The 21,399-nt window shown below is 65.1% G+C and carries 20 protein-coding genes; 12 read left to right on the top strand and 8 right to left on the bottom strand.

Annotation, left to right across the window (positions count from 1 at the left end):
* Positions 1–138 precede the first annotated feature (138 nt).
* Positions 139–1,497, top strand: coding sequence for an 8-oxoguanine deaminase (locus PVZ78_RS16950; RefSeq protein WP_038630531.1), 1,359 nt, complete (start codon positions 139–141; stop codon positions 1,495–1,497).
* A gap of 103 nt (positions 1,498–1,600) precedes the next feature.
* Here the strand turns inward: PVZ78_RS16950 and PVZ78_RS16945 are convergent, their stop codons facing one another.
* Positions 1,601–2,692: a calcium:proton antiporter gene (locus PVZ78_RS16945; protein WP_038630530.1), complete on the bottom strand. Its 1,092-nt coding sequence runs from the start codon at positions 2,690–2,692 to the stop codon at positions 1,601–1,603.
* A 348-nt stretch (positions 2,693–3,040) separates the two neighbouring features.
* Here PVZ78_RS16945 and PVZ78_RS16940 point away from each other — a divergent pair, with 348 nt between their 5' ends.
* The 3 genes from PVZ78_RS16940 to PVZ78_RS16930 all read left to right on the top strand — a co-directional run bounded on the left by PVZ78_RS16940 (position 3,041) and on the right by PVZ78_RS16930 (position 6,397).
* The gene (locus PVZ78_RS16940; protein ID WP_038630529.1) at positions 3,041–4,123 is read left to right on the top strand and encodes a BMP family ABC transporter substrate-binding protein; all 1,083 of its coding nucleotides are present in this window, start codon (positions 3,041–3,043) and stop codon (positions 4,121–4,123) included.
* A 142-nt stretch (positions 4,124–4,265) separates the two neighbouring features.
* Positions 4,266–5,231, top strand: a complete 966-nt coding sequence (locus PVZ78_RS16935) for a 2-oxoglutarate and iron-dependent oxygenase domain-containing protein (RefSeq protein WP_273828982.1) — start codon at positions 4,266–4,268, stop codon at positions 5,229–5,231.
* A 212-nt stretch (positions 5,232–5,443) separates the two neighbouring features.
* Positions 5,444–6,397, top strand: a complete 954-nt coding sequence (locus PVZ78_RS16930) for an adenosine deaminase (RefSeq protein WP_007923280.1) — start codon at positions 5,444–5,446, stop codon at positions 6,395–6,397.
* 115 nt (positions 6,398–6,512) lie between these two features.
* Here PVZ78_RS16930 and PVZ78_RS16925 read toward each other — a convergent pair whose 3' ends face one another.
* Both PVZ78_RS16925 and PVZ78_RS16920 read right to left on the bottom strand, forming a co-directional pair.
* Entirely contained in the window at positions 6,513–7,889 is a 1,377-nt protein-coding gene (locus tag PVZ78_RS16925; protein WP_038630527.1) for an MFS transporter, read from the bottom strand.
* A 109-nt stretch (positions 7,890–7,998) separates the two neighbouring features.
* Entirely contained in the window at positions 7,999–8,928 is a 930-nt protein-coding gene (locus PVZ78_RS16920; RefSeq protein WP_009046815.1) for a LysR family transcriptional regulator, read from the bottom strand.
* 132 nt (positions 8,929–9,060) lie between these two features.
* Between PVZ78_RS16920 and PVZ78_RS16915 the strand changes: the two genes are divergently transcribed.
* From PVZ78_RS16915 to PVZ78_RS16905, 3 genes are all read left to right on the top strand, one after another.
* Positions 9,061–9,354 (top strand): putative quinol monooxygenase, encoded by a 294-nt coding sequence (locus PVZ78_RS16915; protein WP_009046814.1) that lies wholly within the window; start codon positions 9,061–9,063, stop codon positions 9,352–9,354.
* A gap of 32 nt (positions 9,355–9,386) precedes the next feature.
* A complete protein-coding gene (locus PVZ78_RS16910; RefSeq protein WP_028681570.1) occupies positions 9,387–10,400 on the top strand; it encodes a zinc-binding alcohol dehydrogenase family protein in 1,014 nt (337 codons plus the stop codon).
* Between the two features lie 147 nt (positions 10,401–10,547).
* Positions 10,548–10,727 carry a hypothetical protein gene (locus PVZ78_RS16905; protein ID WP_009046812.1) on the top strand — a complete coding sequence of 60 codons (180 nt, stop codon included), beginning with the start codon at positions 10,548–10,550 and terminating at the stop codon, positions 10,725–10,727.
* On the opposite strand, the gene PVZ78_RS16900 is transcribed toward PVZ78_RS16905, so the two are convergent.
* Both PVZ78_RS16900 and PVZ78_RS16895 read right to left on the bottom strand, forming a co-directional pair.
* On the bottom strand, positions 10,728–11,924 hold the full coding sequence (locus tag PVZ78_RS16900) for a multidrug effflux MFS transporter (RefSeq protein WP_016703800.1): 1,197 nt from the start codon (positions 11,922–11,924) through the stop codon (positions 10,728–10,730).
* 107 nt (positions 11,925–12,031) lie between these two features.
* Positions 12,032–12,229 (bottom strand): heavy-metal-associated domain-containing protein, encoded by a 198-nt coding sequence (locus PVZ78_RS16895; RefSeq protein WP_007923288.1) that lies wholly within the window; start codon positions 12,227–12,229, stop codon positions 12,032–12,034.
* Between the two features lie 148 nt (positions 12,230–12,377).
* Here PVZ78_RS16895 and PVZ78_RS16890 point away from each other — a divergent pair, with 148 nt between their 5' ends.
* The 3 genes from PVZ78_RS16890 (at position 12,378) to cueR (ending at position 15,724) form a co-directional block, all read left to right on the top strand.
* Positions 12,378–12,761: a hypothetical protein gene (locus PVZ78_RS16890; protein ID WP_009046810.1), complete on the top strand. Its 384-nt coding sequence runs from the start codon at positions 12,378–12,380 to the stop codon at positions 12,759–12,761.
* A 168-nt stretch (positions 12,762–12,929) separates the two neighbouring features.
* Entirely contained in the window at positions 12,930–15,326 is a 2,397-nt protein-coding gene (locus PVZ78_RS16885; protein WP_273828981.1) for a heavy metal translocating P-type ATPase, read from the top strand.
* Positions 15,323–15,724, top strand: coding sequence for a Cu(I)-responsive transcriptional regulator (cueR, locus tag PVZ78_RS16880; RefSeq protein WP_016703798.1), 402 nt, complete (start codon positions 15,323–15,325; stop codon positions 15,722–15,724). Before PVZ78_RS16885 ends, cueR begins: the two co-directional genes overlap by 4 nt.
* 172 nt (positions 15,725–15,896) lie before the next feature.
* Here the strand turns inward: cueR and PVZ78_RS16875 are convergent, their stop codons facing one another.
* Positions 15,897–16,793, bottom strand: a complete 897-nt coding sequence (locus tag PVZ78_RS16875; protein ID WP_273828980.1) for a PA4780 family RIO1-like protein kinase — start codon at positions 16,791–16,793, stop codon at positions 15,897–15,899.
* 236 nt (positions 16,794–17,029) lie between these two features.
* The gene (locus PVZ78_RS16870) at positions 17,030–18,307 is read right to left on the bottom strand and encodes an acetyl-CoA C-acetyltransferase (protein ID WP_273828979.1); all 1,278 of its coding nucleotides are present in this window, start codon (positions 18,305–18,307) and stop codon (positions 17,030–17,032) included.
* A gap of 274 nt (positions 18,308–18,581) precedes the next feature.
* Between PVZ78_RS16870 and PVZ78_RS16865 the strand changes: the two genes are divergently transcribed.
* Positions 18,582–19,934 (top strand): 3-oxoacyl-ACP reductase, encoded by a 1,353-nt coding sequence (locus PVZ78_RS16865; RefSeq protein ID WP_016703796.1) that lies wholly within the window; start codon positions 18,582–18,584, stop codon positions 19,932–19,934.
* Between the two features lie 2 nt (positions 19,935–19,936).
* Entirely contained in the window at positions 19,937–20,791 is an 855-nt protein-coding gene (locus PVZ78_RS16860) for a MaoC family dehydratase (RefSeq protein WP_273828978.1), read from the top strand.
* A gap of 7 nt (positions 20,792–20,798) precedes the next feature.
* On the opposite strand, the gene PVZ78_RS16855 is transcribed toward PVZ78_RS16860, so the two are convergent.
* Positions 20,799–21,248, bottom strand: a complete 450-nt coding sequence (locus PVZ78_RS16855; RefSeq protein WP_016703794.1) for a DMT family transporter — start codon at positions 21,246–21,248, stop codon at positions 20,799–20,801.
* Positions 21,249–21,399 lie beyond the last annotated feature (151 nt).

The following is a 21,399-nucleotide window of genomic DNA, read 5'->3' as shown; positions in this document are numbered from 1 at the left end:
AGCGAGGCTTGCCCGCGATAGACCGCGCAGCGGTCTCCCCGTAAACTGCGCACCTCGCCCCCGTGGCGACCCTGGATCAGCAGACAGGGCAACACTGAGCTGGCTAACCTGAACCCACTTTCAGAGGAGCCGGCCACCATGCCTGCGACCCGTACCTGGTTAAAAAATCCCCTCGCCATTTTCACTGGCAATGCCCTCGACGCCCGTGGCGGCCTGGTGCTGCAAGACGGCCTGATCGTCGAAGTGCTCGGCGCCGGCCAGCAACCTGCCCAGCCCTGTGGACAGGTCTTCGATGCCCGCGAGCACGTGCTGCTGCCGGGGCTGATCAACACCCATCACCACTTCTATCAGACCCTGACCCGCGCCTGGGCGCCGGTGGTCAACCAGCCGCTGTTTCCCTGGCTGAAAACCCTGTACCCGGTCTGGGCCCGGCTGACCCCGGAGAAACTCGCCCTGGCCAGTAAAGTGGCGTTGGCCGAACTGCTGCTGTCAGGCTGCACCACCGCCGCCGACCACCACTACCTGTTCCCCGAGGGCCTGGAAAACGCCATCGACGTGCAGGTGGCCAGCGTGCGCGAACTGGGCATGCGCGCCATGCTCACCCGCGGTTCCATGAGCCTCGGCGAAGCGGATGGCGGCCTGCCGCCGCAACAGACCGTGCAGCAGGGCGAGGTGATTCTCGCCGACAGCCAGCGGCTGATCGCCGAGTACCACCAACGCGGCGCCGGCGCGCAGATCCAGATCGCCCTGGCGCCCTGCTCGCCGTTCTCGGTGACCCCAGAGATCATGGCGGCCAGCGCCGAGCTGGCGGAAAAACTCGACGTGCGCCTGCACACCCACCTGGCGGAAACCCTCGACGAGGAAGACTTCTGCCTGCAACGTTTCGGCCTGCGCACCGTGGACTACCTGGACAGCGTCGGCTGGCTCGGCCCGCGGACCTGGCTGGCCCACGGCATCCATTTCAACCCGGATGAAATCGCCCGCCTTGGCGCGGCCGGGACCGGCATCTGTCACTGCCCGAGTTCCAACATGCGCCTGGCCTCGGGCATCTGCCCGACCCTGGAACTGACCGACGCTGGCGCGCCCGTCGGCCTGGGTGTGGATGGCTCGGCCTCGAACGACGCCTCGAACATGATTCTCGAAACCCGCCAGGCCCTGTACCTGCAGCGCCTGCGCTACGGCGCCGAGAAGATCACCCCGGAGTTGGTGCTGGGCTGGGCCACCCGGGGTTCGGCACGGTTGCTGGGGCGCGACGATATCGGCGAGCTGGCCGTGGGCAAACAGGCCGACCTGGCGCTGTTCAAGCTCGATGAGCTGCGCTTCTCCGGCAGCCATGATCCGTTGTCGGCGTTGCTGCTGTGCGGCGCGGACCGGGCGGACCGGGTGATGGTCGGCGGCCAGTGGCGGGTGATCGATGGGCAGGTCGAGGGGTTGGATGTGCGGGGCCTGATTGCCGATCACCGGCAGGCGGCGCGGGAGTTGATCGGCGGCGCCTGATCCGGTGTTATCGCGAGCAAGCTCGCTCCTACAGGGAACCGGTTCCGATCATTTCCAGAATGAATCACGCCGGATGTAGGAGCGAGCTTGCTCGCGATGCTCTTCAAAGACCCAGTAACGACAACATGATAAAGGTCGCGAACAGCACGAAGTGGGTCATGCCTTCGATGGCATTGGTCTCACCGTCGTTGAGGTTGATCGCGCTGACGATCAGGGTGATGAAGATCATCACCGTCTGCACCGGGGTCATCGCCATCTGGAACGGTTGGCCGGTGTAGAGCGCCATGGCCTCCATCACCGGCACCGTCAGGATCACCGTCGACAACGACGCGCCCAACGCAATATTGACCACCGACTGCATGCGATTGGCTAACGCCGCGCGCAAGGCCGTGAGAATTTCCGGCGCCGCGGAAATCGCCGCCACCAGGATCGCCGTGATCACCGGCGGCGCGCCCGTGCCTTCCAGCCCCAGGTCGAGAGTCTTGGACATCACCTCCGCCAAGGCGCCGATCAGCACCACGCCGAACACCAGGGTGGCGATGGAGAACGCCAGGCTGACAGGCGCTGGCTGGTCTTCCGTCGGTTCTTTCTTACGGCGTTTTTCCGGGTAGCTGTAGCTGAAGAAGTAGCTGTGGGCACCGACCTGCATGCGCAGGAACAGGGTGTACAACAGCACCATGGCGCCAATGGTAAAGGCCGAGTAGAGCTTCCATTTCGCTTCGGGGATGAACTCCGGCACCACCATCGACACGCCCATGGCGGTGAGGATCATCACGCTGTAGGAGCGCGCCGAGTCGTCGTTGTAGGCCTGCTCGCCATGCTTGATCCCACCCATCAGCGCGGCCAGGCCGAGGATGCCATTGATGTCGAGCATCACCGCCGAATAGATGGTGTCGCGCACCAGGGTCGGCGAGGCCTCGTTGCTCATCATGATCGCCAGGATCACCACCTCCACCAGGACCGCGGCGAGGGTCAGGATCATGGTGCCGTAGGGGTCGCCGACCTTCTCCGCCAGCAGCTCGGCGTGATGGGCGACGCGCATCGACGCGGCGACGATGAAACCGATCAGCACCAGCCCGGAGATCAGCGCCACGCCCTGGCCGCTGTTGAGCAGCGCATGCTCCAACGGATAGGCAACCAGCGCCGCGAGCAGCGCCAGCAACAGAAAACTTTCTTGCTTGAGTGAAGTGAGCATTGCAGTCCTTTGACCGGATAAATCGAGCAGTAGAGATGAGCTAAAGACTGCATGGAGTCACTAACGTTTCGTTACACCTTCGTGCACCAGGGGTTGGCATGGAGTGGGCATGGCGCACCGGGTTGGCTCTTGGGCGGCCTTGAGATTGATCGCGGGCAAGCCTCGCTCCTACAGGATTTACGCCATGCCGGATCCCGTGATCGCCGCGATTCTGTAGGAGCGAGGCTTGCCCGCGAAGGCTTCACCCTGCCCCCCGAAATTTTGTTGTCCTGTTGGTCAGCTATTTGCATTGAGCCATTCAAGCCTTAGAGCCCAGCCTCGCCCCACAACAAAATGGAGTCCGGATTCATGCATAAACGTCCGTTGCAAAAATTGCTGTGCGCCCTCACCGCGGCCATCGGCCTGAGCGTCTCGCTGGGCGCCAGCGCCGCCGATCCGTTGAAGGTCGGCTTCGTCTATATCGGCCCGATCGGCGACCACGGCTGGACCTATCAGCATGAACAGGGACGCAAGGCGCTGGTGGAGAAGTTCGGCGACCGGATCAAGACCAACTACGTGGAGAACGTCGCCGAAGGCGCCGACGCCGAGCGGGTGATCCGCAACATGGCCAAGGACCAGTACGACCTGATCTTCACCACCTCCTTCGGCTACATGAACCCGACCCTGAAAGTCGCCAAGCAATTCCCCAAAACCACCTTCGAACACGCCACCGGCTACAAACAGGACAAGAACCTCGGCACCTACCTGGCCCGCACCTATGAAGGTCGCTACGTCGGCGGTTTTCTCGCGGCGAAGATGACCAAGAGCAAGAAAGTCGGCTACATCGCCTCCTTCCCGATCCCGGAAGTGATCCGCGACATCAACGCCATCCAACTGGCCCTGAACAAATACAACCCGGGCACCGAGATCAAGGTGGTGTGGGTCAACTCCTGGTTCGACCCGGGCAAGGAAGCCGACGCCGCCAACGCCCTGATCGACCAGGGCGCCGACGTGATCTTCCAGCACACCGACAGCCCGGCGCCGATCCAGGCCGCCGAACGCCGTGGCGTGTATGCCGTGGGCTACGCCTCGGACATGGCCCACTTCGGGCCCAAAGCGGTGCTGACCTCCATCGTCAACAACTGGGGCCCGCACTACATCCAGGCCACCCAGGGCGTGCTCGACCACAGCTGGAAATCCCAAGACTACTGGGGCGGCCTGAAGGAAGGCACAGTCGAACTGCCGATCAGCGACCTGGTGCCCGCCGACGTCAAGCGTGAGGCCGAGCAGATCATCGCCGACATCAAGAGCGGCGCCTTCCACCCATTCACCGGGCCGATCAAAGATCAGGCCGGCGTGGAAAAACTCGCCGCCGGGGTCAGCGCCAGCAATGCCGAGCTCGCATCGATGAACTATTACGTGGAAGGCATGAAGGCCGACATTCCGAAATGACTCATCGAATCCTGTAGCCGCTGCCGCAGGTTGCGCCAAGGTCCGAAGGTCCTCTGCTCGATATCCAGAGCACGCCCCCTTCGGGGTCGATCGCAGCCTGCGGCAGCGGCTACAGGGCAGTGGCTACCTTGAGAGCATTTATATGAACCAGCTTCCAATCATCGACATCAGCCCGCTCTACGGCGACGACGCCCACGGCTGGAACAGCGTCGCCCAGCAGATCGACCGCGCCTGCCGCGAGTGGGGTTTCTTCTATATCAAGGGCCACCCGATCAGCGCCGCGCGCATCGGCCAGTTGCTCGACGCCGCCCGGCAGTTCTTCGCCCTGCCGGCCGCCGAGAAACTCAAGATCGATATCACCCAGACCCGCCACCATCGCGGCTACGGTGCGATCGCTACTGAGCAGCTGGACCCGGACAAGCCCAGCGACCTCAAGGAAACCTTCGACATGGGCCTGCACCTGCCGGCCGACCATCCCGAGGTGCTCGCGGAAAAACCGCTGCGCGGCAGCAACCGGCACCCGGATATCGCCGGCTGGGAAATGTTGATGGAGCAGCACTACCTGGACATGCAGGCCCTGGCCCAGACCCTGCTGCGGGCCATGACCCTGGCCCTGGGCATCGAGCGCGACTTTTTCGACCGCCGCTTCAAGGAGCCGGTCAGCGTCCTGCGCCTGATCCATTACCCGCCGCGGCACACCGCCAGCAGCGACGAGCAGCAAGGCGCCGGCGCCCACACCGACTACGGCTGCATCACCCTGCTCTACCAGGACAGCGCCGGCGGCCTGCAGGTGCGCAACGTCCAGGGCCAGTGGATCGACGCCCCGCCCATCGAGGGCACCTTCGTGGTCAACCTCGGCGACATGATGGCGCGCTGGAGCAACGACCGTTACCTGTCGACACCGCACCGGGTGATCAGCCCGCTGGGGGTGGACCGCTACTCGATGCCGTTCTTCGCCGAGCCCCATCCGGATACGCGCATCGAATGCCTGCCCGGCTGCCAGGATGCCGAGCATCCGCCGAAGTACCCGGTCACCACCTGCGCCGAATTCCTCTTGTCGCGGTTCGCCGATACCTATGCCTATCGCCGGGAACTGCAAGCCTCCTGATCGGCCGGCTGGTCAGGTTTTGCCGAATAGTCCGCCGGCGCCTGTAGAATGCCTGCCCTTATGGGCGCGATGAAACCTGACGCGCCCGCGCAGCCCTGGTGAGACCCGGGGCCAGCGCCTGTCATCGCACCTTGCGGTCGGCTTTTCGCCGCAGGATGATGGAGCGCAACACGTTCACGCAGCGCTCGACTGCACCTGATGAGATCACACCCATGTACGACTGGCTGAACGCCTTGCCCAAGGCCGAACTGCACCTGCACCTTGAAGGATCCCTCGAGCCCGAGCTGCTGTTCGCCCTGGCCGAACGCAACAAGATCGCCCTGCCCTGGAGCGATGTGGAAACCCTGCGCAAGGCTTATGCCTTCAACAACCTGCAAGAGTTCCTCGACCTGTACTACCAGGGCGCGGACGTACTGCGCACCTCCCAGGATTTCTACGACCTGACCTGGGCCTACCTGCTGCGCTGCAAAGAGCAGAACGTCATCCACACCGAACCCTTCTTCGATCCGCAGACCCACACCGATCGCGGCATCCCCTTCGAAGTGGTGCTCAACGGCATCGCCAGCGCGCTCAAGGATGGCGAGCAGCAACTGGGCATCACCAGCGGCCTGATCCTCAGCTTCCTGCGTCATCTGAGCGAAGACGAAGCGCAGAAAACCCTCGACCAGGCGCTGCCGTTCCGCGAAGCCTTTGTCGCGGTCGGCCTGGACAGTTCGGAAATGGGTCACCCGCCGAGCAAGTTCCAGCGCGTGTTCGATCGTGCCCGCAGCGAAGGTTTCCTCACCGTCGCCCACGCCGGTGAAGAAGGCCCGCCCGAGTACATCTGGGAAGCCCTCGACCTGCTGAAGATCCAGCGCATCGACCACGGCGTGCGCGCCTTCGAGGACGAGCGACTGATGCAGCGCATCATCGACGAGCAGATCCCGCTGACCGTCTGCCCACTGTCGAACACCAAGCTCTGCGTGTTCGATCACATGTCGCAGCACAACATCCTCGAGATGCTCGAGCGTGGGGTGAAGGTCACCGTGAACTCCGATGACCCGGCCTACTTCGGCGGCTACGTCACCGAGAACTTCCACGCCCTGTACACCCACCTGGGCATGACCCAGGATCAGGCCAAGCGCCTGGCGCAGAACAGCCTGGATGCGCGCTTGGTCAAGCCGTAACCGCGATACACCTGTAGCCGCTGCCGAAGGCTGCGATCGAGCGGAACGGTCGCGGCGATCTCAATGACGCCGGAGGTCCTGCGGACCTATCGCAGCCTGCGGCAGCGGCTACAGCTCAGGCGCCGACTTCGCTCAACTCCTCCAGCGTCTTGCCCCGGGTCTCCATCCCGAACAGCCAGACCACCGCCGCGGCGACCGCGAAACACAGCGCGCCCAGGGCGAACACCCCACCCTGCCCGGTCATCGGGAACACCACGCCGGTCACCAAAGGCCCGAGCAGCGAACCGATGCGCCCCACCGCCGAGGCGAAGCCGGAACCGGTGGCCCGCGCCGAGGTGGGATACAGCTCGGGCGTATAGGTGTAGAGCACCGCCCACATGCCGAACAGGAAGAACTGCATCAACAGGCCGGAGCTGATCAGCAGCGCCACGTTGCCGCCGAACACCGCGCTCTGCCCGTAGAAAAACGCCATGACCCCACCGCCCAGCAGGGTGATCACGCACACCGGCTTGCGCCCCCAGCGCTCCACCAGCCAGGCGGCCATAAGGAAGCCGGGAATGCCGCCGAGGGAAATCAGCACCGTGTAGTACACCGACTGAGTCACGGCGAACCCCGACTGCTGCAACAAGGCGCTGAGCCACGAGGTCAGGCCATAAAAACCCAGCAGGGCAAAGAACCACACGCTCCAGATCATCATCGTGCGCTGGCGATAGAGCGGCGACCAGATCTCGCGCAAGGCCGAGAAGAAATGCCCCGGCACGCTTTCCACCCGCGGCAGGCGCACCGGCTCGGGCAGGTCCGCGCGCTGCAACGAGGCGCGGACCTTATCCTCGATCCGTCGCAGCACTTGGTCGGCATCGGCGTGCCGCCCGGCCTGCTCCAGCCAGCGCGGCGACTCGGGAATGAAGAAACGGATCGCCAGCACGAACACCGCCGGGATCGCCAGGACCAGGAAGATGTCGCGCCAGCCGATCAGCGGCAGCAGGAAGTACGAGAGCACGCCCGCCGCAACGAAACCCAGCGGCCAGAAGCCGTCCATCAAGGCGATGTAGCGCCCGCGCCGCTTGGCCGGGATCATCTCCGACAGCATCGACTGGGCGATGGGAAACTCCATGCCCATGCCGATCCCCAGCAGCACCCGGAACAGGGTCAGGCTGTCCACCGTCTGCGCCGTGGAGCACAGGTAGCTGGCGATGCCCCAGAGCACGATGCTCCACTGGAACACCGGCTTGCGCCCGAAGCGGTCGGCGAGCATGCCCGACAGCGATGCGCCGACCACCATGCCGAAGAAACTCGCACTGGCCAGCAGGCCGGCCTGGGCTGTGCTCAAGCCGAACTCGGCTTTGATCGAGCCGAGCAGGAAGGTCATCATCGCCAGGTCCATGGAGTCGAAGAAAAACGCCAGGGCGATGATGATGAAAATGACTCGGTGATAACCGCTGATGGGCAAGCGTTCCAGACGCTCCGCCGCACTGTATCCCTGACTTGCCATGCCCCGTCCCCCCGATTGAATGGTCTGCAATCGAGTGTGCAAGATCGACGCCGCCGCTCAGTGCTGGATGCGACCTGCCCGCACCCCGCAACGACGCCGCCGGCCAGGGTCATTGATCGGCGTGGGTTGGCCTGGGGTAATGCGCGGAGATTTCAGCGCAGCGCGCCTGCAACATGTCCCGCAGCAGGTTCACCGGTTTGCTCAACTGCGCCCGATGGGCGCACAACAGGTTCAGCGGTGCCCGTTCGCAGCGCAGCTCCGGCATCAGCACCTTGAGCCGCCCGGCCAGCACATCGGCCGCCACGTCGAGCCAGGACTTGTAGGCGATGCCCCGCCCCGCCACCGCCCACAGGCGCACCACATCGGCATCGTCGCTGAAACGATCGCCGCTGACCGTCAGGCCGACCTCGCGCTTGCCGTCATGGAAACTCCAGTGGTCGTGCACCCGGCTGCCGAGCATGTAGAGCAGGCAATTGTGCTGGGTCAGCTGCTCCAGCTGGCGCGGCTCGCCGTGGCGGGCCAGGTACTCGGGGGCGGCCACCAGCACCCGGCGGTTCTGCGGCGCGACCGGCAGGGCCACCAGGCTGGAGTCTTCCGGCTCGCCGTAACGCAGGGCAATGTCCACCGGCTGGCGAAACAGATCGGCAATGCGATCGCCCAGCAGCAGGCGCACCGTGAGCTTGGGGTGCTCCTGCTGGAACTGGTCGAGCCAGGGCAGCAACAGGTTGCGGCCGAAGTCCGAGGGCGCGGACAGCTGGAGAACGCCGCTGACCTGATCTTGCCCGCTGGCCAACAAGCGCCGCCCCTCCTCCAGGTTGCTCAGGGCCGCGCGGGCGTATTCGAGAAACCCTTCGCCCTCGGCGGTCAGGCGCAGGCTGCGGGTCGAACGCGCCAGCAACCGGACGCCGAGTTGCTGCTCGATGCGCTTGAGGGCGGCGCTGGCCACTGCCGCCGACAGGTCCATGACCCGCGCCGCGGCGGACAGGCTGCCGAGGTCGGCGGCGCGCACGAACAATTGCAGGTCATCGAATCGCAGCATCTGGCTCACCGGGCATTATCAAAAAAACATTGAAAGAGACTGCTGTTTTAGCCGGTTTTATCTTCAGGGGAAATGGCCAATGATCTGCGCACTCTCACACCAGCCCGTCATACCGCCCTGAAGGACGCCACCATGTCGCAAGCCTTTACCGCCATTGCCACTCTTGTCGCGAAGAGCGGCCAGCAAGCCCTGCTCCAACGCGAACTCACCGCCCTGGTGCAACCGAGCCGTGAAGAAGCCGGCTGCCAGTACTACAACCTGCACCAGGACGCCGAAGACCCAGGCACCTTTTATGTACTGGAGCGCTGGGACGATGAGGCGGCCCTGGAGTTTCACAACGCCACGGCGCACTTCCAGCATTTTCTCAGCCAGACCCGCGAGGCGATCGAGCACTTCGAGCTCAAGCGCCTGCTGCTGATCCTCTGACCCGACCTTCATCTTCATCAGGAAAACCCACCATGAAAGCCATCGCCTACTACGCCTCCCTGCCGATCAACGATCCTTTGTCCCTGCAAGACATCGAACTGCCGGAACCGGTTGCCGGCCCGCGCGACCTGCTGGTGGAAGTCAAAGCCATCTCGGTCAACCCGGTGGACACCAAGGTCCGCCAGAACGTCCAGCCTGAAGGCGGCGCCGCCAAGGTGCTGGGCTGGGACGTGGCCGGGGTGGTCAAGGCGGTGGGCAGCGACGTCAGCCTGTTCAAGGCCGGCGACAAGGTGTTCTACGCCGGCTCGATCGCCCGCGCCGGCGGCAACAGCGAACTGCATGTGGTGGACGAGCGCATCGTCGGCCATATGCCCAAGAGCCTGGGTTTCGCCGAAGCCGCCGCCCTGCCGCTGACCGCGATCACCGCCTGGGAACTGCTGTTCGAGCGCCTGCAGATCGCCGAAGGCCAGGCCGATCGGCAGCAGAGCCTGTTGATCGTCGGAGCGGCCGGCGGCGTGGGTTCGATCCTCACCCAACTGGCCAGCCAGCTCACCGGCCTCAAGGTCATAGGCACCGCCTCACGCGTTGAAACCCAGGGCTGGGTGCGCGAGCTGGGCGCCGACCTGGTGATCGACCACAGCCAGCCGCTGAGCCAGGAACTGAAGAAAGCCGGCCAGGCCAGCGTCACCCATGTCGCCAGCCTGACCCAGACCGACGCGCACCTGGACGAACTGGTCGAGGCGCTCGCGCCCCAGGGCCGGCTGGCGCTGATCGACGATCCGAAAACCCTCGACGTGACCAAGCTCAAGCGCAAGAGCCTGTCGCTGCACTGGGAGTTCATGTACACCCGCTCGCTGTTCGAGACCGCGGACATGCAGGAGCAGCACAAGCTGCTCAATCGCGTCGCCGAGCTGATCGACGCCGGCACCCTGAAGACCACCCTCGGCGAACACTTCGGCGCGATCAACGCGGCCAACCTGCGGCGCGCTCACGCCTTGCTGGAAAGCGGCAAGGCCAAGGGCAAGATCGTGCTGGAAGGGTTCTGAAGCAGGGAGCGGACGGCAGTCCTGCCGGCTCCGGAAAGGGGCAGGATGCCGTCAGTCCGAGAGTTGATCCTTGTCATACTTGTGACCGTATTCGGGTCTACACTGGGGGCCCTTGCAGTGCAAATCTTTTACCCGAGGAGGTCAGCAATGAAGATCCTGATAAAAGAATTGGCAAAATCCAAAGGCTCCCAATGGCAGGTTCAACTCGACCAGCATGCGGTGACCTTCCGCAGCGAGGCCGAAGCCCGAGCCTTCGCCAATACCCTGGAAACGCGTCTGCACGCTCCCCATCGATTCCCCGAAAGCCAACAGCGCGCCGCCGGCTGATTACAGCTGGGCGGCTTGCAGCGCCCTGGCGTTCTGCAATTTCCGGGTGACCATCGCCAGCGTCACCACCAGAATCCCACACAGGCTGATGACCGTTGCCATCGGCACGGCGCTGCCGTCGTGCAGCACACCCACCAGCGCTGCGGCGCCGGCCGCCACGCTGAACTGCAGGCAGCCAAGCATCGCCGAGGCACTGCCGGCCCGCGCGCCCTGACCGTTCATGGCGCAGGCCGAGGCATTGGGAAGGATGCAACCCAGGCTGGCGATGCAAATGAACAGCGGCAGCAGCAGCGGCCAGAGTTGTGCCGGGTGCAACGAGCTGACGGCAAGCAGCGCCAGGCCCCCCAACAGGTAGATCCACACCGTGCGCGCCAGCAGGAACGCCGGACCGCGCTTGGCCAGCAACCGCGCATTGATCTGCGCCACCAGGATGAAACCGCCGGCGTTGATCCCGAAGAACCAGCCGAAGTGCTCGGCCGGCACACCGTAGAGCTTGATGAAGACGAAAGGCGAACCGGCGATGTAGGCGAACATCCCGGCGATGGCGATGCCCCCGGTCAGGGCATGGCCGAGAAACACCCGGTCAGCCAGCAGCCGGCCGTATTGGCGCAAGGCGCCGGACAAGGGTTGGCGCGGCACATGGGCCGGCAGGCTTTCCGGCAAGCCCAGGGCTACCGCCAGGCCGGCCAGGGCGCTGAACAGGGTCAGCATGATGAAGATCGACTGCCAGCCGTAGAGATTCACCAGCAGGCCGCCGAGCATCGGCGCCAGGATCGGCGCCAGGCCCATGACCAGCATCAGCTGGGAAAACACCTTGGCCGAACCCACTGCGTCGCACTTGTCGCTGACCACCGCCCGGGAAATCACCATACCCGCGCAACCGCCCAGTGCCTGGACGAAGCGCGCACCGATCAGCCATTCCAGGTTCGGCGCGTAGGCGCAGGCCAGGGACGCCAGGGTGAACAGCCCCACCCCGGCCAGCAACGGGATGCGCCGGCCAAAGCGGTCGGCCACGGGACCGTAGGCCAGCTGGCCGATGGACAGGCCGAGGAAGTAGGCCGCCAGGGTCAGCTGGACGTGTTTTTCATCGGTGCCAAAGGCCAGCGCCATCGCCGGGAACGCCGGTAGATAGAAGTCGATGGCCAGAGGACCGAAGGCGCTCAGGGCGCCGAGAATCAGGATTGTGCGAAGGTTCATCAGGCATCCAGGTGCGGGTCGGTCGGCAGCCCGACAGTTTATCCGCGCTTGGAGGCCTTGAACATTCCGATAGGTCGCTAACTATTAAAAAGACCGGTTAAATCCGCTCAAGCCAGCTTGACCGCATAGCCTTCTTCGCTGATCAGGCTGATCACCTCGTCGGCGGACAAGCGGCTTTCCACACCCACTTCCCTGGCCCCGAGATCGACCTTGACGCTGGCCGCCGGATCCTTGCTCTGCACCGCCTGCGTGATGGCCCGGACGCAGTGACCGCAGGACATACCTTCGACATTGAACACTTGCATGACGCTTCTCCTGTTGTGAGGGTTATCGCCAGTCTTGGCCTTGCCACCATGGCAAGGTCAAGTTCCGGATACATCTGCCGGGCTGGCAATAGTCCACGCGCTCGGCCAAGCTTCACCCCTCAACGACACGACACTAGGAGATTCAGCCATGCGCTGGTCGGTTATCAGCCTGTTCAGCCTCCTCGGCCTGATCGCGGCCACCCCTTCGGTCAACGCCGCCGGCGAGGACTACGGCGTCCTGATCATTTCCCGGGAACGGCTGGAAGTCGCCACATCCTGCGAAATCGGCCTGTACATCGAGGACCAGTTGGCGGGCCGGCTGTTCCAGGAACAAGCCACGTCCTTCAACCTGCCGCCGGGCAAAGTCTCGCTGCGCCTGAAACTGCTGCCGGGGCAGATGCCGGGCTGCAACCCGGGCATGCTCGCGCCAAGCTCCCAGGACATCAGCCTCAAGGCCGGCGACGTACTGAAGTTCCGCATCGCCATGAGCCCATCGGGCCTGCAGCTCCAGCGCACCGGCCTGGGATACTGAGGCACCGGGTCGTCGCCTGCGCCCTGTCCCTCCCCGGAACCGGCACGGGCGACGATCCGGGCTTCGCCCACCCCCGAGACAGATTGAAGCACCCCGCACCATGGCGCTTGACCTTGCCAGCATGGCAAGGTTGATCCTGTAGACCACCGTTTACAGGGAGTGTCAGTGATGTCCGAATCAACCACTTTTGACCTGCCGATTGCCGGCATGACCTGCGCCAGCTGCGCCGGGCGTGTGGAGCGTGCCTTGAGCAAGGTCGCCGGCGCCATGGCTGTCAGCGTCAACCTCGCCACCGAACAGGCCCGCGTCCAGGCGCCCAGCGACAGCCTGCCGGCGCTGATGGCCGCGGTGCAGGATGCCGGCTACAGCGTGCCGGCCCACAGCCTGGAACTGAACATCGGCGGCATGACCTGCGCCTCCTGCGTCGGCCGCGTGGAACGCGCGCTGAGCAAGGTGGCCGGGGTCACCCGGGTCAGCGTCAACCTGGCCAACGAACGCGCGCACATCGATCTGCTGGGTCAGGTCGATAGCGCCGACTTGATCGCCGCCGTCGACAAGGCCGGCTACTCCGCCACCCTGTGGCAGGCCGAACACCCCGAGCGCGACGATCAGCAGCAACGCCTGCAGCGCGAACGCTGGTCCCTGGTGCTGGCGATCCTGCTGGCCCTGCCGCTGGTACTGCCCATGGTGGTGCAACCCTTTGGCCTGCACTGGATGCTGCCGGCCTGGGCGCAGTTCGTCCTGGCCACACCGGTGCAATTCATCTTCGGTGCGCGTTTTTATGTCGCCGCCTGGAAAGCCGTGCGCGCCGGTGCCGGCAACATGGACTTGCTGGTGGCCCTGGGCACCAGCGCCGGTTACGGCTTGAGCCTGTACCAATGGGCCATCACCCCCGCCGGCGGCATGCCGCACCTGTACTTCGAGGCCTCGGCCGTGGTGATCGCCCTGGTGCTGCTGGGCAAGTACCTGGAAAGCCGCGCCAAGCGCCAGACCGCCAGCGCCATCCGCGCCCTCGAAGCCTTGCGCCCGGAGCGGGCGATCCTGGTCGTCGATGGCCGTGAGCGGGACGTGGCGATCAGCGCCCTGCGCCTGAACGACCTGGTGCTGGTCAAGCCCGGCGAGCGCTTCCCGGTGGACGGCGAAGTGGTCGAAGGCCAGAGCCATGCCGACGAGGCCCTGATCAGCGGCGAAAGCCTGCCGGTGCCGAAACAGCCCGGCGACCCGGTCACCGGCGGCGCCATCAACGGTGAAGGCCGGCTGCTGGTGCGGACCCTGGCCCTCGGCGCGGAAACCGTGCTGGCGCGCATCATCCGCCTGGTGGAAGACGCCCAGGCCGGCAAGGCGCCGATCCAGAAGCTGGTGGACCGGGTCAGCCAGGTGTTCGTGCCGACGGTACTGGTGCTGGCCCTGGCAACGCTGATCGGCTGGTGGCTGTATGGCGCGCCGCTGGAAACCGCGCTGATCAATGCGGTCGCGGTGCTGGTCATCGCCTGTCCCTGCGCGCTGGGGCTGGCCACGCCGACCGCGATCATGGCCGGTACCGGCGTCGCCGCCCGCCACGGGATCCTGATCAAGGACGCCGAAGCCCTGGAGCGCGCCCATGAAGTCAGCACCGTGGTCTTCGACAAGACCGGCACCCTGACTTCCGGCACGCCACGCATCGCCCATCTGGATGCGGTCGATGGCAACGAAGACCACCTGCTGCAATTGGCTGGCGCCCTGCAACGCGGCAGCGAGCACCCGCTGGCCAAGGCCGTTCTCGACCTGTGCGCCGAACGCCAGTTGGCGGTGGCCGACGTCAGCGCCAGCCAGTCCCTGACCGGCCGCGGCATCGCCGGCACCCTGGACGGCCGCCAACTGGCCCTGGGCAACCGGCGCCTGCTGGAAGAAAGCGGCCTGCAGGCCGGCGACCTGGCGGCCTCGGCCCAGGCCTGGGAAACTGAAGGCCGCACCCTGTCCTGGCTGATCGAACAACAGCCGCAACCCCGCGTACTGGGCCTGTTCGCCTTTGGCGACACCCTCAAGCCCGGCGCCCTGCAAGCGGTGCAACAACTGGGTGCGCGCCATATCGGCAGCCACCTGCTGACCGGCGACAACCGCGGCAGCGCCAAGGTGGTCGCCGAGGCCCTGGGCATCACCAACGTGCACGCCGAAGTGCTGCCCGCCGACAAGGCCGCCACGGTCGCCGAACTGAAAAAGACCGGCGTGGTGGCGATGGTCGGCGACGGCATCAACGACGCCCCGGCCCTGGCCGCCGCCGATATCGGCATTGCCATGGGCGGCGGTACCGATGTGGCGATGCACGCGGCGGGGATCACCCTGATGCGCGGCGACCCGCGCCTGGTGCCGGCGGCCCTGGAGATCAGCCGCAAGACCTATGCGAAGATCCGCCAGAACCTGTTCTGGGCCTTCGTCTACAACCTGATCGGCATTCCGCTGGCGGCGTTCGGCCTGCTCAACCCGGTGCTGGCCGGGGCGGCCATGGCGTTGTCCAGCGTCAGCGTGGTGAGCAATGCGCTACTGTTGAAAACCTGGAAACCCAAAGACCTGGAGGACGCCCGATGAACATCGGCCAAGCAGCCCGCAAGAGCGGCCTGAGCGCCAAGATGATCCGCTACTACGAGTCTATCGGCCTGCTCAGGCCGGCCCATCGCAGCGACAGCGGCTACCGCCTGTACGGTGACGACGACCTGCACAGCCTGGCCTTTATCAAGCGCTCGCGGGACCTGGGCTTTTCCCTGGAGGAAGTGGGCAAGCTGCTGACCCTGTGGCAGGACCGCCAGCGCGCCAGCGCCGATGTCAAAGCCCTGGCCCGCCAGCACATCGACGAGCTCAACCGGAAAATCGCCGAGCTGGCCGGGCTGCGCGACACCCTGCAGGATCTGGTAAAGCACTGCCACGGCGACCATCGCCCGGATTGTCCGATTCTCAAGGACCTTGCTTCGGGCGGGTGCTGCGCGTGATGTAGCCGCTGCTGCAGGCTGTGATCGGTCTGGGCGGCATTCCGTACGAAGAGGACGTGCTCTTCGAGATCGCTGGAAGGCTCTTCGAGCCTTATCGCAGCCTGCGGCAGCGGTTACGTGATTCACGGGCACAAAAAAATCCGGCTTTGGCCGGATTTTTTGTACCCGTGAATCACTGCATCCAGGGCGGAGGCGGTGGTTCCTCGGACTTGGTCGGTGGTGCGTCGTCGGCCATGCGCATGGCCTGGCGCCGCTCCTCGTTCAGGCGCGCCGCCTCGATCTCCCGCAGTACGCCGCCGACATCCGCCAGTTCTTCAGGATCGTCGAACTCGCCGGTCAGGACGCTGCCCGGGTGCAGGGTGCCGGCTTCGTACAGCGCCCACATCTCCTTGGCGTAACGGGTGCGCTTGAGTTCCGGGGCAAAGCGCCCGAAGTAGGACGCCATGTTGCCGACATCCCGCTCCAGCATGCTGAAGGCGTGGTTGTTGCCCGCTGCATCCACCGCCTGGGGCAGGTCGATGATCACCGGGCCCTCGGGGGTCAGCAGCACGTTGAACTCGGACAGGTCACCGTGCACCAGGCCGGTACACAGCATCAGCACGATCTGGGAGATCAGGAAGGCGTGATATTCGCGGGCCTGATCCGGCTCCAGCACCACGTCGTTCAGGCGTGGCGCGGCATCGCCGTATTCATCCGCCACCAACTCCATCAGCAGCACGCCTTCGAGGAAGTCGAACGGCTTGGGCACCCGCACGCCGGCATTGGCCAGGCGGAACAGCGCCGCCACTTCGGCGTTCTGCCAGGCGTCTTCGGCCTCCTTGCGCCCGAACTTGGACCCCTTGGCCATCGCGCGAGCCTGACGGCTGTTGCGCACCTTGCGGCCTTCCTGATACTCGGCCGCCTGACGAAAACTTCGTTTGTTCGCCTCCTTGTAAACCTTGGCGCAACGTAATTCGTTGCCGCAGCGCACCACATAAACAGCTGCTTCTTTACCACTCATGAGTGGGCGCAGCACCTCGTCGACCAGACCGTCCTCGATCAGGGGTTCAATGCGTTTTGGAGTCTTCATCAGCTTTTATCAGGGGTCCTTTATTACCAAACACGCGAATGTCACTCGTTATACGGCAATCCTCGCACCACGGGGAGAGGTTACCGACCTGCGACAGTGCCAATGCACTCAATGTGCCAGGTCAACCCGTCATGCCGACACCCTCGACCGACCAGGATCATAGCCCACTGCTCGCCCTCTGCTCGTCGCGAGTGCTTCGCGCTCGATCGCGAGCAAGGGCTGCCCAACCCGGGCCCTCAGCGCTCGACAATCGCCGTCACGCCCTGGCCACCGGCGGCGCAGATCGAAATCAGGCCACGTCCCTTCCCCGCCACCTCCAGCAGCTTCGCCAGGTTGGCGACAATCCGCCCGCCGGTGGCGGCGAACGGATGCCCGGCCGCCAGCGAACTGCCTTTGACATTCAGCCGGCTGCGGTCGATGGAGCCCAAGGGCGCGTCCAGCCCCAGGCGGGTCTTGCAGTAACCCCCATCCTCCCAGGCCTTGAGCGTGCACAGCACCTGCGCGGCGAACGCTTCATGGATTTCGTAGTAGTCGAAGTCCTGCAGCGTCAGGCCGTTGCGCGCCAGCAAGCGCGGCACCGCGTAGACCGGAGCCATCAGCAGCCCTTCCGCGCCGTGGACGAAATCCACCGCCGCCGCTTCGCCGTCGCGCAAATAGGCGAGGATCGGCAAACCACGCTCCTTCGCCCATTCCTCGCTGCCCAACAGCACCAGGGACGCGCCATCGGTCAACGGCGTGGAGTTGCCCGCGGTCAGGGTGGCTTTGTCGCCGCGCTCGAACACCGGCTTCAACGACACCAGCTTTTCCAGGGTCAGGTCCGGGCGCAGATTGTTGTCGCGGGTCAGGCCGAGGAAGGGGGTCATCAGATCGTCGTGCCAGCCCTCGGCATAGGCGGCGGCCATTTTCTGATGGCTCTCCAGCGCCAGTTGATCCTGCTCGTCGCGGGGGATGTTCCAGGTTTGCGCCATCAGCTCGCAGTGCTGGCCCATGGACAAGCCGGTACGCGGCTCGCCGTTGCGCGGCAGCTCCGGCTTGAGATGCCGGGGGCGCAGTTGCAGGAAGGTCTTGAGTTTGTCGCCCAGGGTCTTGCCGCGGTTGGCCTGCAGCAAGATCTTGCGCAGCCCTTCGTTGACCCCGATCGGCGCGTCCGAAGTGGTATCGACGCCGCCGGCGATACCGCAGTCGATCTGCCCCAGGGCGATCTTGTTGGCCACCAGCAACGCCGCTTCCAGGCCGGTGCCGCAGGCTTGCTGGATATCGTAGGCCGGGGTGGTCGGCGACAGCCGCGAGCCGAGCACGCATTCGCGGGTCAGGTTGAAATCCCGGGAATGCTTGAGCACCGCGCCAGCGGCCACCTCGCCCAGGCGCAGGCCGTGCAGGTTGTAGCGTTCGATCAGGCCTTCCAGGGCCGCGGTCAGCATGGCCTGGTTGCTCGCAGTGGCGTAAGGACCATTGGAACGGGCAAAGGGGATGCGGTTGCCGCCGATAATCGCAACACGACGCAGCTGAGTCATGGAAAGCTCCCTATTCTGTGAGTGGCACAACCGACAAGCGTAGGTTGTATATCGAACGACCGAAGGCCCTTCGTGGTCCACACCTTTGAACCCCAGCAATCAGGCTGTTTGAAAACGTAGCGAGCGAAGGCAAGACAAGGCAAAAACAGGCGAGGAACGGCCGGGGTCGCGGACGACTTTAGGGGCCTAAATGAGCATTCCGAGCCTGTTTTTAACGCAGGATTGCGCGCGAAGCCCGCAGTAGTTTTCAGACAGCCTGAACGGAGAGTGTTCCATGTCAGATCGCTACATCGACTTCGCCAACTCGTCCATCGGCCACCGCCTGGTCGGGGCCCTTGGCCTGCCGTCGCCGGTGCGTCTGGAGCGCTGGCAGGCCGGCCGCATGCGTCCGGTCGAGGGGGCGCTGCTGATCGGCGGCGGCCCGCTCACCCAGCAGGTCGGCGTCATCGCCCCGCGGCTGACCGAGAGCATCTACAGCTACGGCACCGATCCGACCCTCGCCACGGCCTGGATTCCCGGCCACGGCCCCAGGCTCAAGGCCGTGGTATTCGACGCCAGCGATATCCTGCAGACCGACCAGCTCAAGCAGTTGCGCGAATTTTTCCAGCCGCTGATGAAGAACCTCGAGCCCAGCGCGCACCTGGTGATTCTCGGCCGCGCCCCGGAAACCCTCGGCGATCCGTTCGCCGCCAGCGCCCAGCGCGCCCTGGAGGGCTTCAGCCGTTCGCTGGCCAAGGAGCTGCGCAGCGGCGCCACCCTGCAATTGCTGTACGTCGGTGAGGGCGCCGAAAGCCAGCTGGAAGGCGCGCTGCGGTTCTTTCTCTCGCCGAAAAGCGCTTACATCTCCGGCCAGGCGATCCGCCTGAACCCCTGCGCGCCCCAGGTCCAGGACTGGACCCGGCCCCTGGCCGGCGCGCGGGCCCTGGTCACCGGCGCGGCGCGCGGCATTGGCGCGGCGATCGCCGAGACCCTGGCCCGGGATGGCGCCCAGGTGGTGCTGCTGGACGTGCCCGCCGCCAAGACCGACCTCGAAGCCCTGGCCGCGCGCCTGGGCGGCCACGCGATCACCCTGGATATCTGCGCCGAAGACGCCGCGACCCGGCTGGTGGAACAGTTGCCGGACGGCATCGATATCGTGGTGCACAACGCCGGCATCACCCGCGACAAGACCCTGGCCAACATGACCCCGGAGTTCTGGGACGCGGTACTGGCGGTCAACCTCAACGCCCCGCAAGTGCTGACCCAGGCACTACTGGACAGCGGCACCCTGCGCGACAACGGCCGGGTGATTCTGCTGGCGTCCATCAGCGGCATCGCCGGCAATCGCGGGCAGACCAACTATGCGGCGAGCAAGGCCGGGCTGATCGGCCTGGCCCAGGCCTGGGCTCCGCTGCTGCAGGAGCGCGGCATCAGCATCAACGCCGTGGCCCCGGGTTTTATCGAAACCCAGATGACAGCGCACATTCCGTTCGCCCTGCGCGAAGCCGGGCGGCGCATGAGTTCGCTGGGGCAAGGCGGGCTGCCGCAGGACGTCGCCGAAGCCGTGGCCTGGCTCGGCCAGCCGGGTACCGGCGCGGTCACCGGGCAAGCGCTGCGCGTCTGTGGGCAAAGCGTATTGGGAGCGTGAACATGAGCCTGCAATGGAATGAGCTGGATACCCCGCCGAACCTGCCCGAGCTGTACTGGAAGGCCGCGACCCGCCGCAAGATCACCGGCACCGAGCTGCCTGAATATGGCCTGCGCCACCCGGTGAGCGTGCAGCCGGCGAAGCTTGCGGCCTATCGCCAGGTCTGCGGTTTTACCGAGAACGGCCTGCTGCCGCCGACCTATCCCCATGTGCTGGCGTTCGCCCTGCAGATGCAACTACTGACCGCCAAGGACTTTCCCTTTCCGCTGCTGGGGTTGATCCACCTGGCCAACCGCATTCGTGTGCTGCGGCCCATGGGCGGGGTCGGCAACTTGAGCATCGGCGTGCGTGTGGACAACTTGCAGCCCCATGCCAAAGGCGCGGTGTTCGATCTGTTGACCAGCGTCGACGACGCACTCGGACCTCTATGGGAAGCGCAAAGCCGGATGCTCTGCCGGGGCGTGCAACTGCCGGGTGAAGCCCCGGCCGAAGAGCCGCCGAGCGAGGCCAGCCTCAACGAGCTGACGCGCTGGCAAGCCCCCGCCGATATCGGCCGGCGTTACGCCCGGGTGTCCGGCGACTACAACCCGATTCACCTGAGCGCGGTGAGCGCCCGAATGTTCGGCTTCCCCCAGGCCATCGCCCACGGTCTGTGGAACAAGGCGCGGACCCTGGCGGCGTTGAGCGAGCATTTGCCGGCGGCCAATATCGAGATCGCCGTGGACTTCCGAAAGCCGGTGCGCCTGCCCAGCGAGGTGTGCCTGCTGGCAAGCGCCGCGGGGTCGAGCGGTGACCTGCGCCTGACCGGCGCGGGCGACCTGGAGCATATGAGCGGGCATTGGCAACCGTTGACCTGAGCCCGCCTCAACCGCGACGAATCAGGAACACCCCCGCCAGGATCAGCACCAGCCCGGCAATCTTGCCGAGGCTGATGGGCGCCTCGCGAAAACCCGCCCAGCCGAAATGGTCCAGCGCCAGGGCCATGCCCAACTGCCCGGCCAGCACCAGCGCCATGAACAACATGGCGCCGATCCGCGGGCCGGCGAAAGCCGCGGTGGCAATGAAAAACGCTCCCAGCAGACCGCCGCACCAGTGCCACCAGGTCAGGCTTTTCAAGGCACTCAGACCGGGCACTTCGCGCTGGGCCATGGCCAGGACCAGCAAGGCCACAGTACCGACAAAAAACGAGATCAGCGCCGCCGCCAGCACGCTGGAAACCTGCTTGGCCAATTGACCGTTGATTCCCGCTTGCAGGGGTAGGAAAGCACCGGCAATCACCGGCAGGCAAAGCAGCCACCAGACAGGGGCAGGCATAAAGTTTCTCCAAATAAAATCCAGGCTGCGGATTATAAGGCAAGTTGACGCCAAATCCGTGACGGCGTCGTCAGACAATTAATTGTATATATATAACTTTCGTTTAAGCGCCCTGAGACCTTGCAAATAAAAAAACACAACATATTGATTA

This window comes from Pseudomonas sp. SBT1-2 (assembly GCF_028640875.1).
GTDB lineage: Bacteria > Pseudomonadota > Gammaproteobacteria > Pseudomonadales > Pseudomonadaceae > Aquipseudomonas > Aquipseudomonas chlororaphis_I.
The sequence above is the reverse complement of the archived record's forward strand: the minus strand, read 5'-3'. Positions and strand labels throughout refer to the sequence as shown.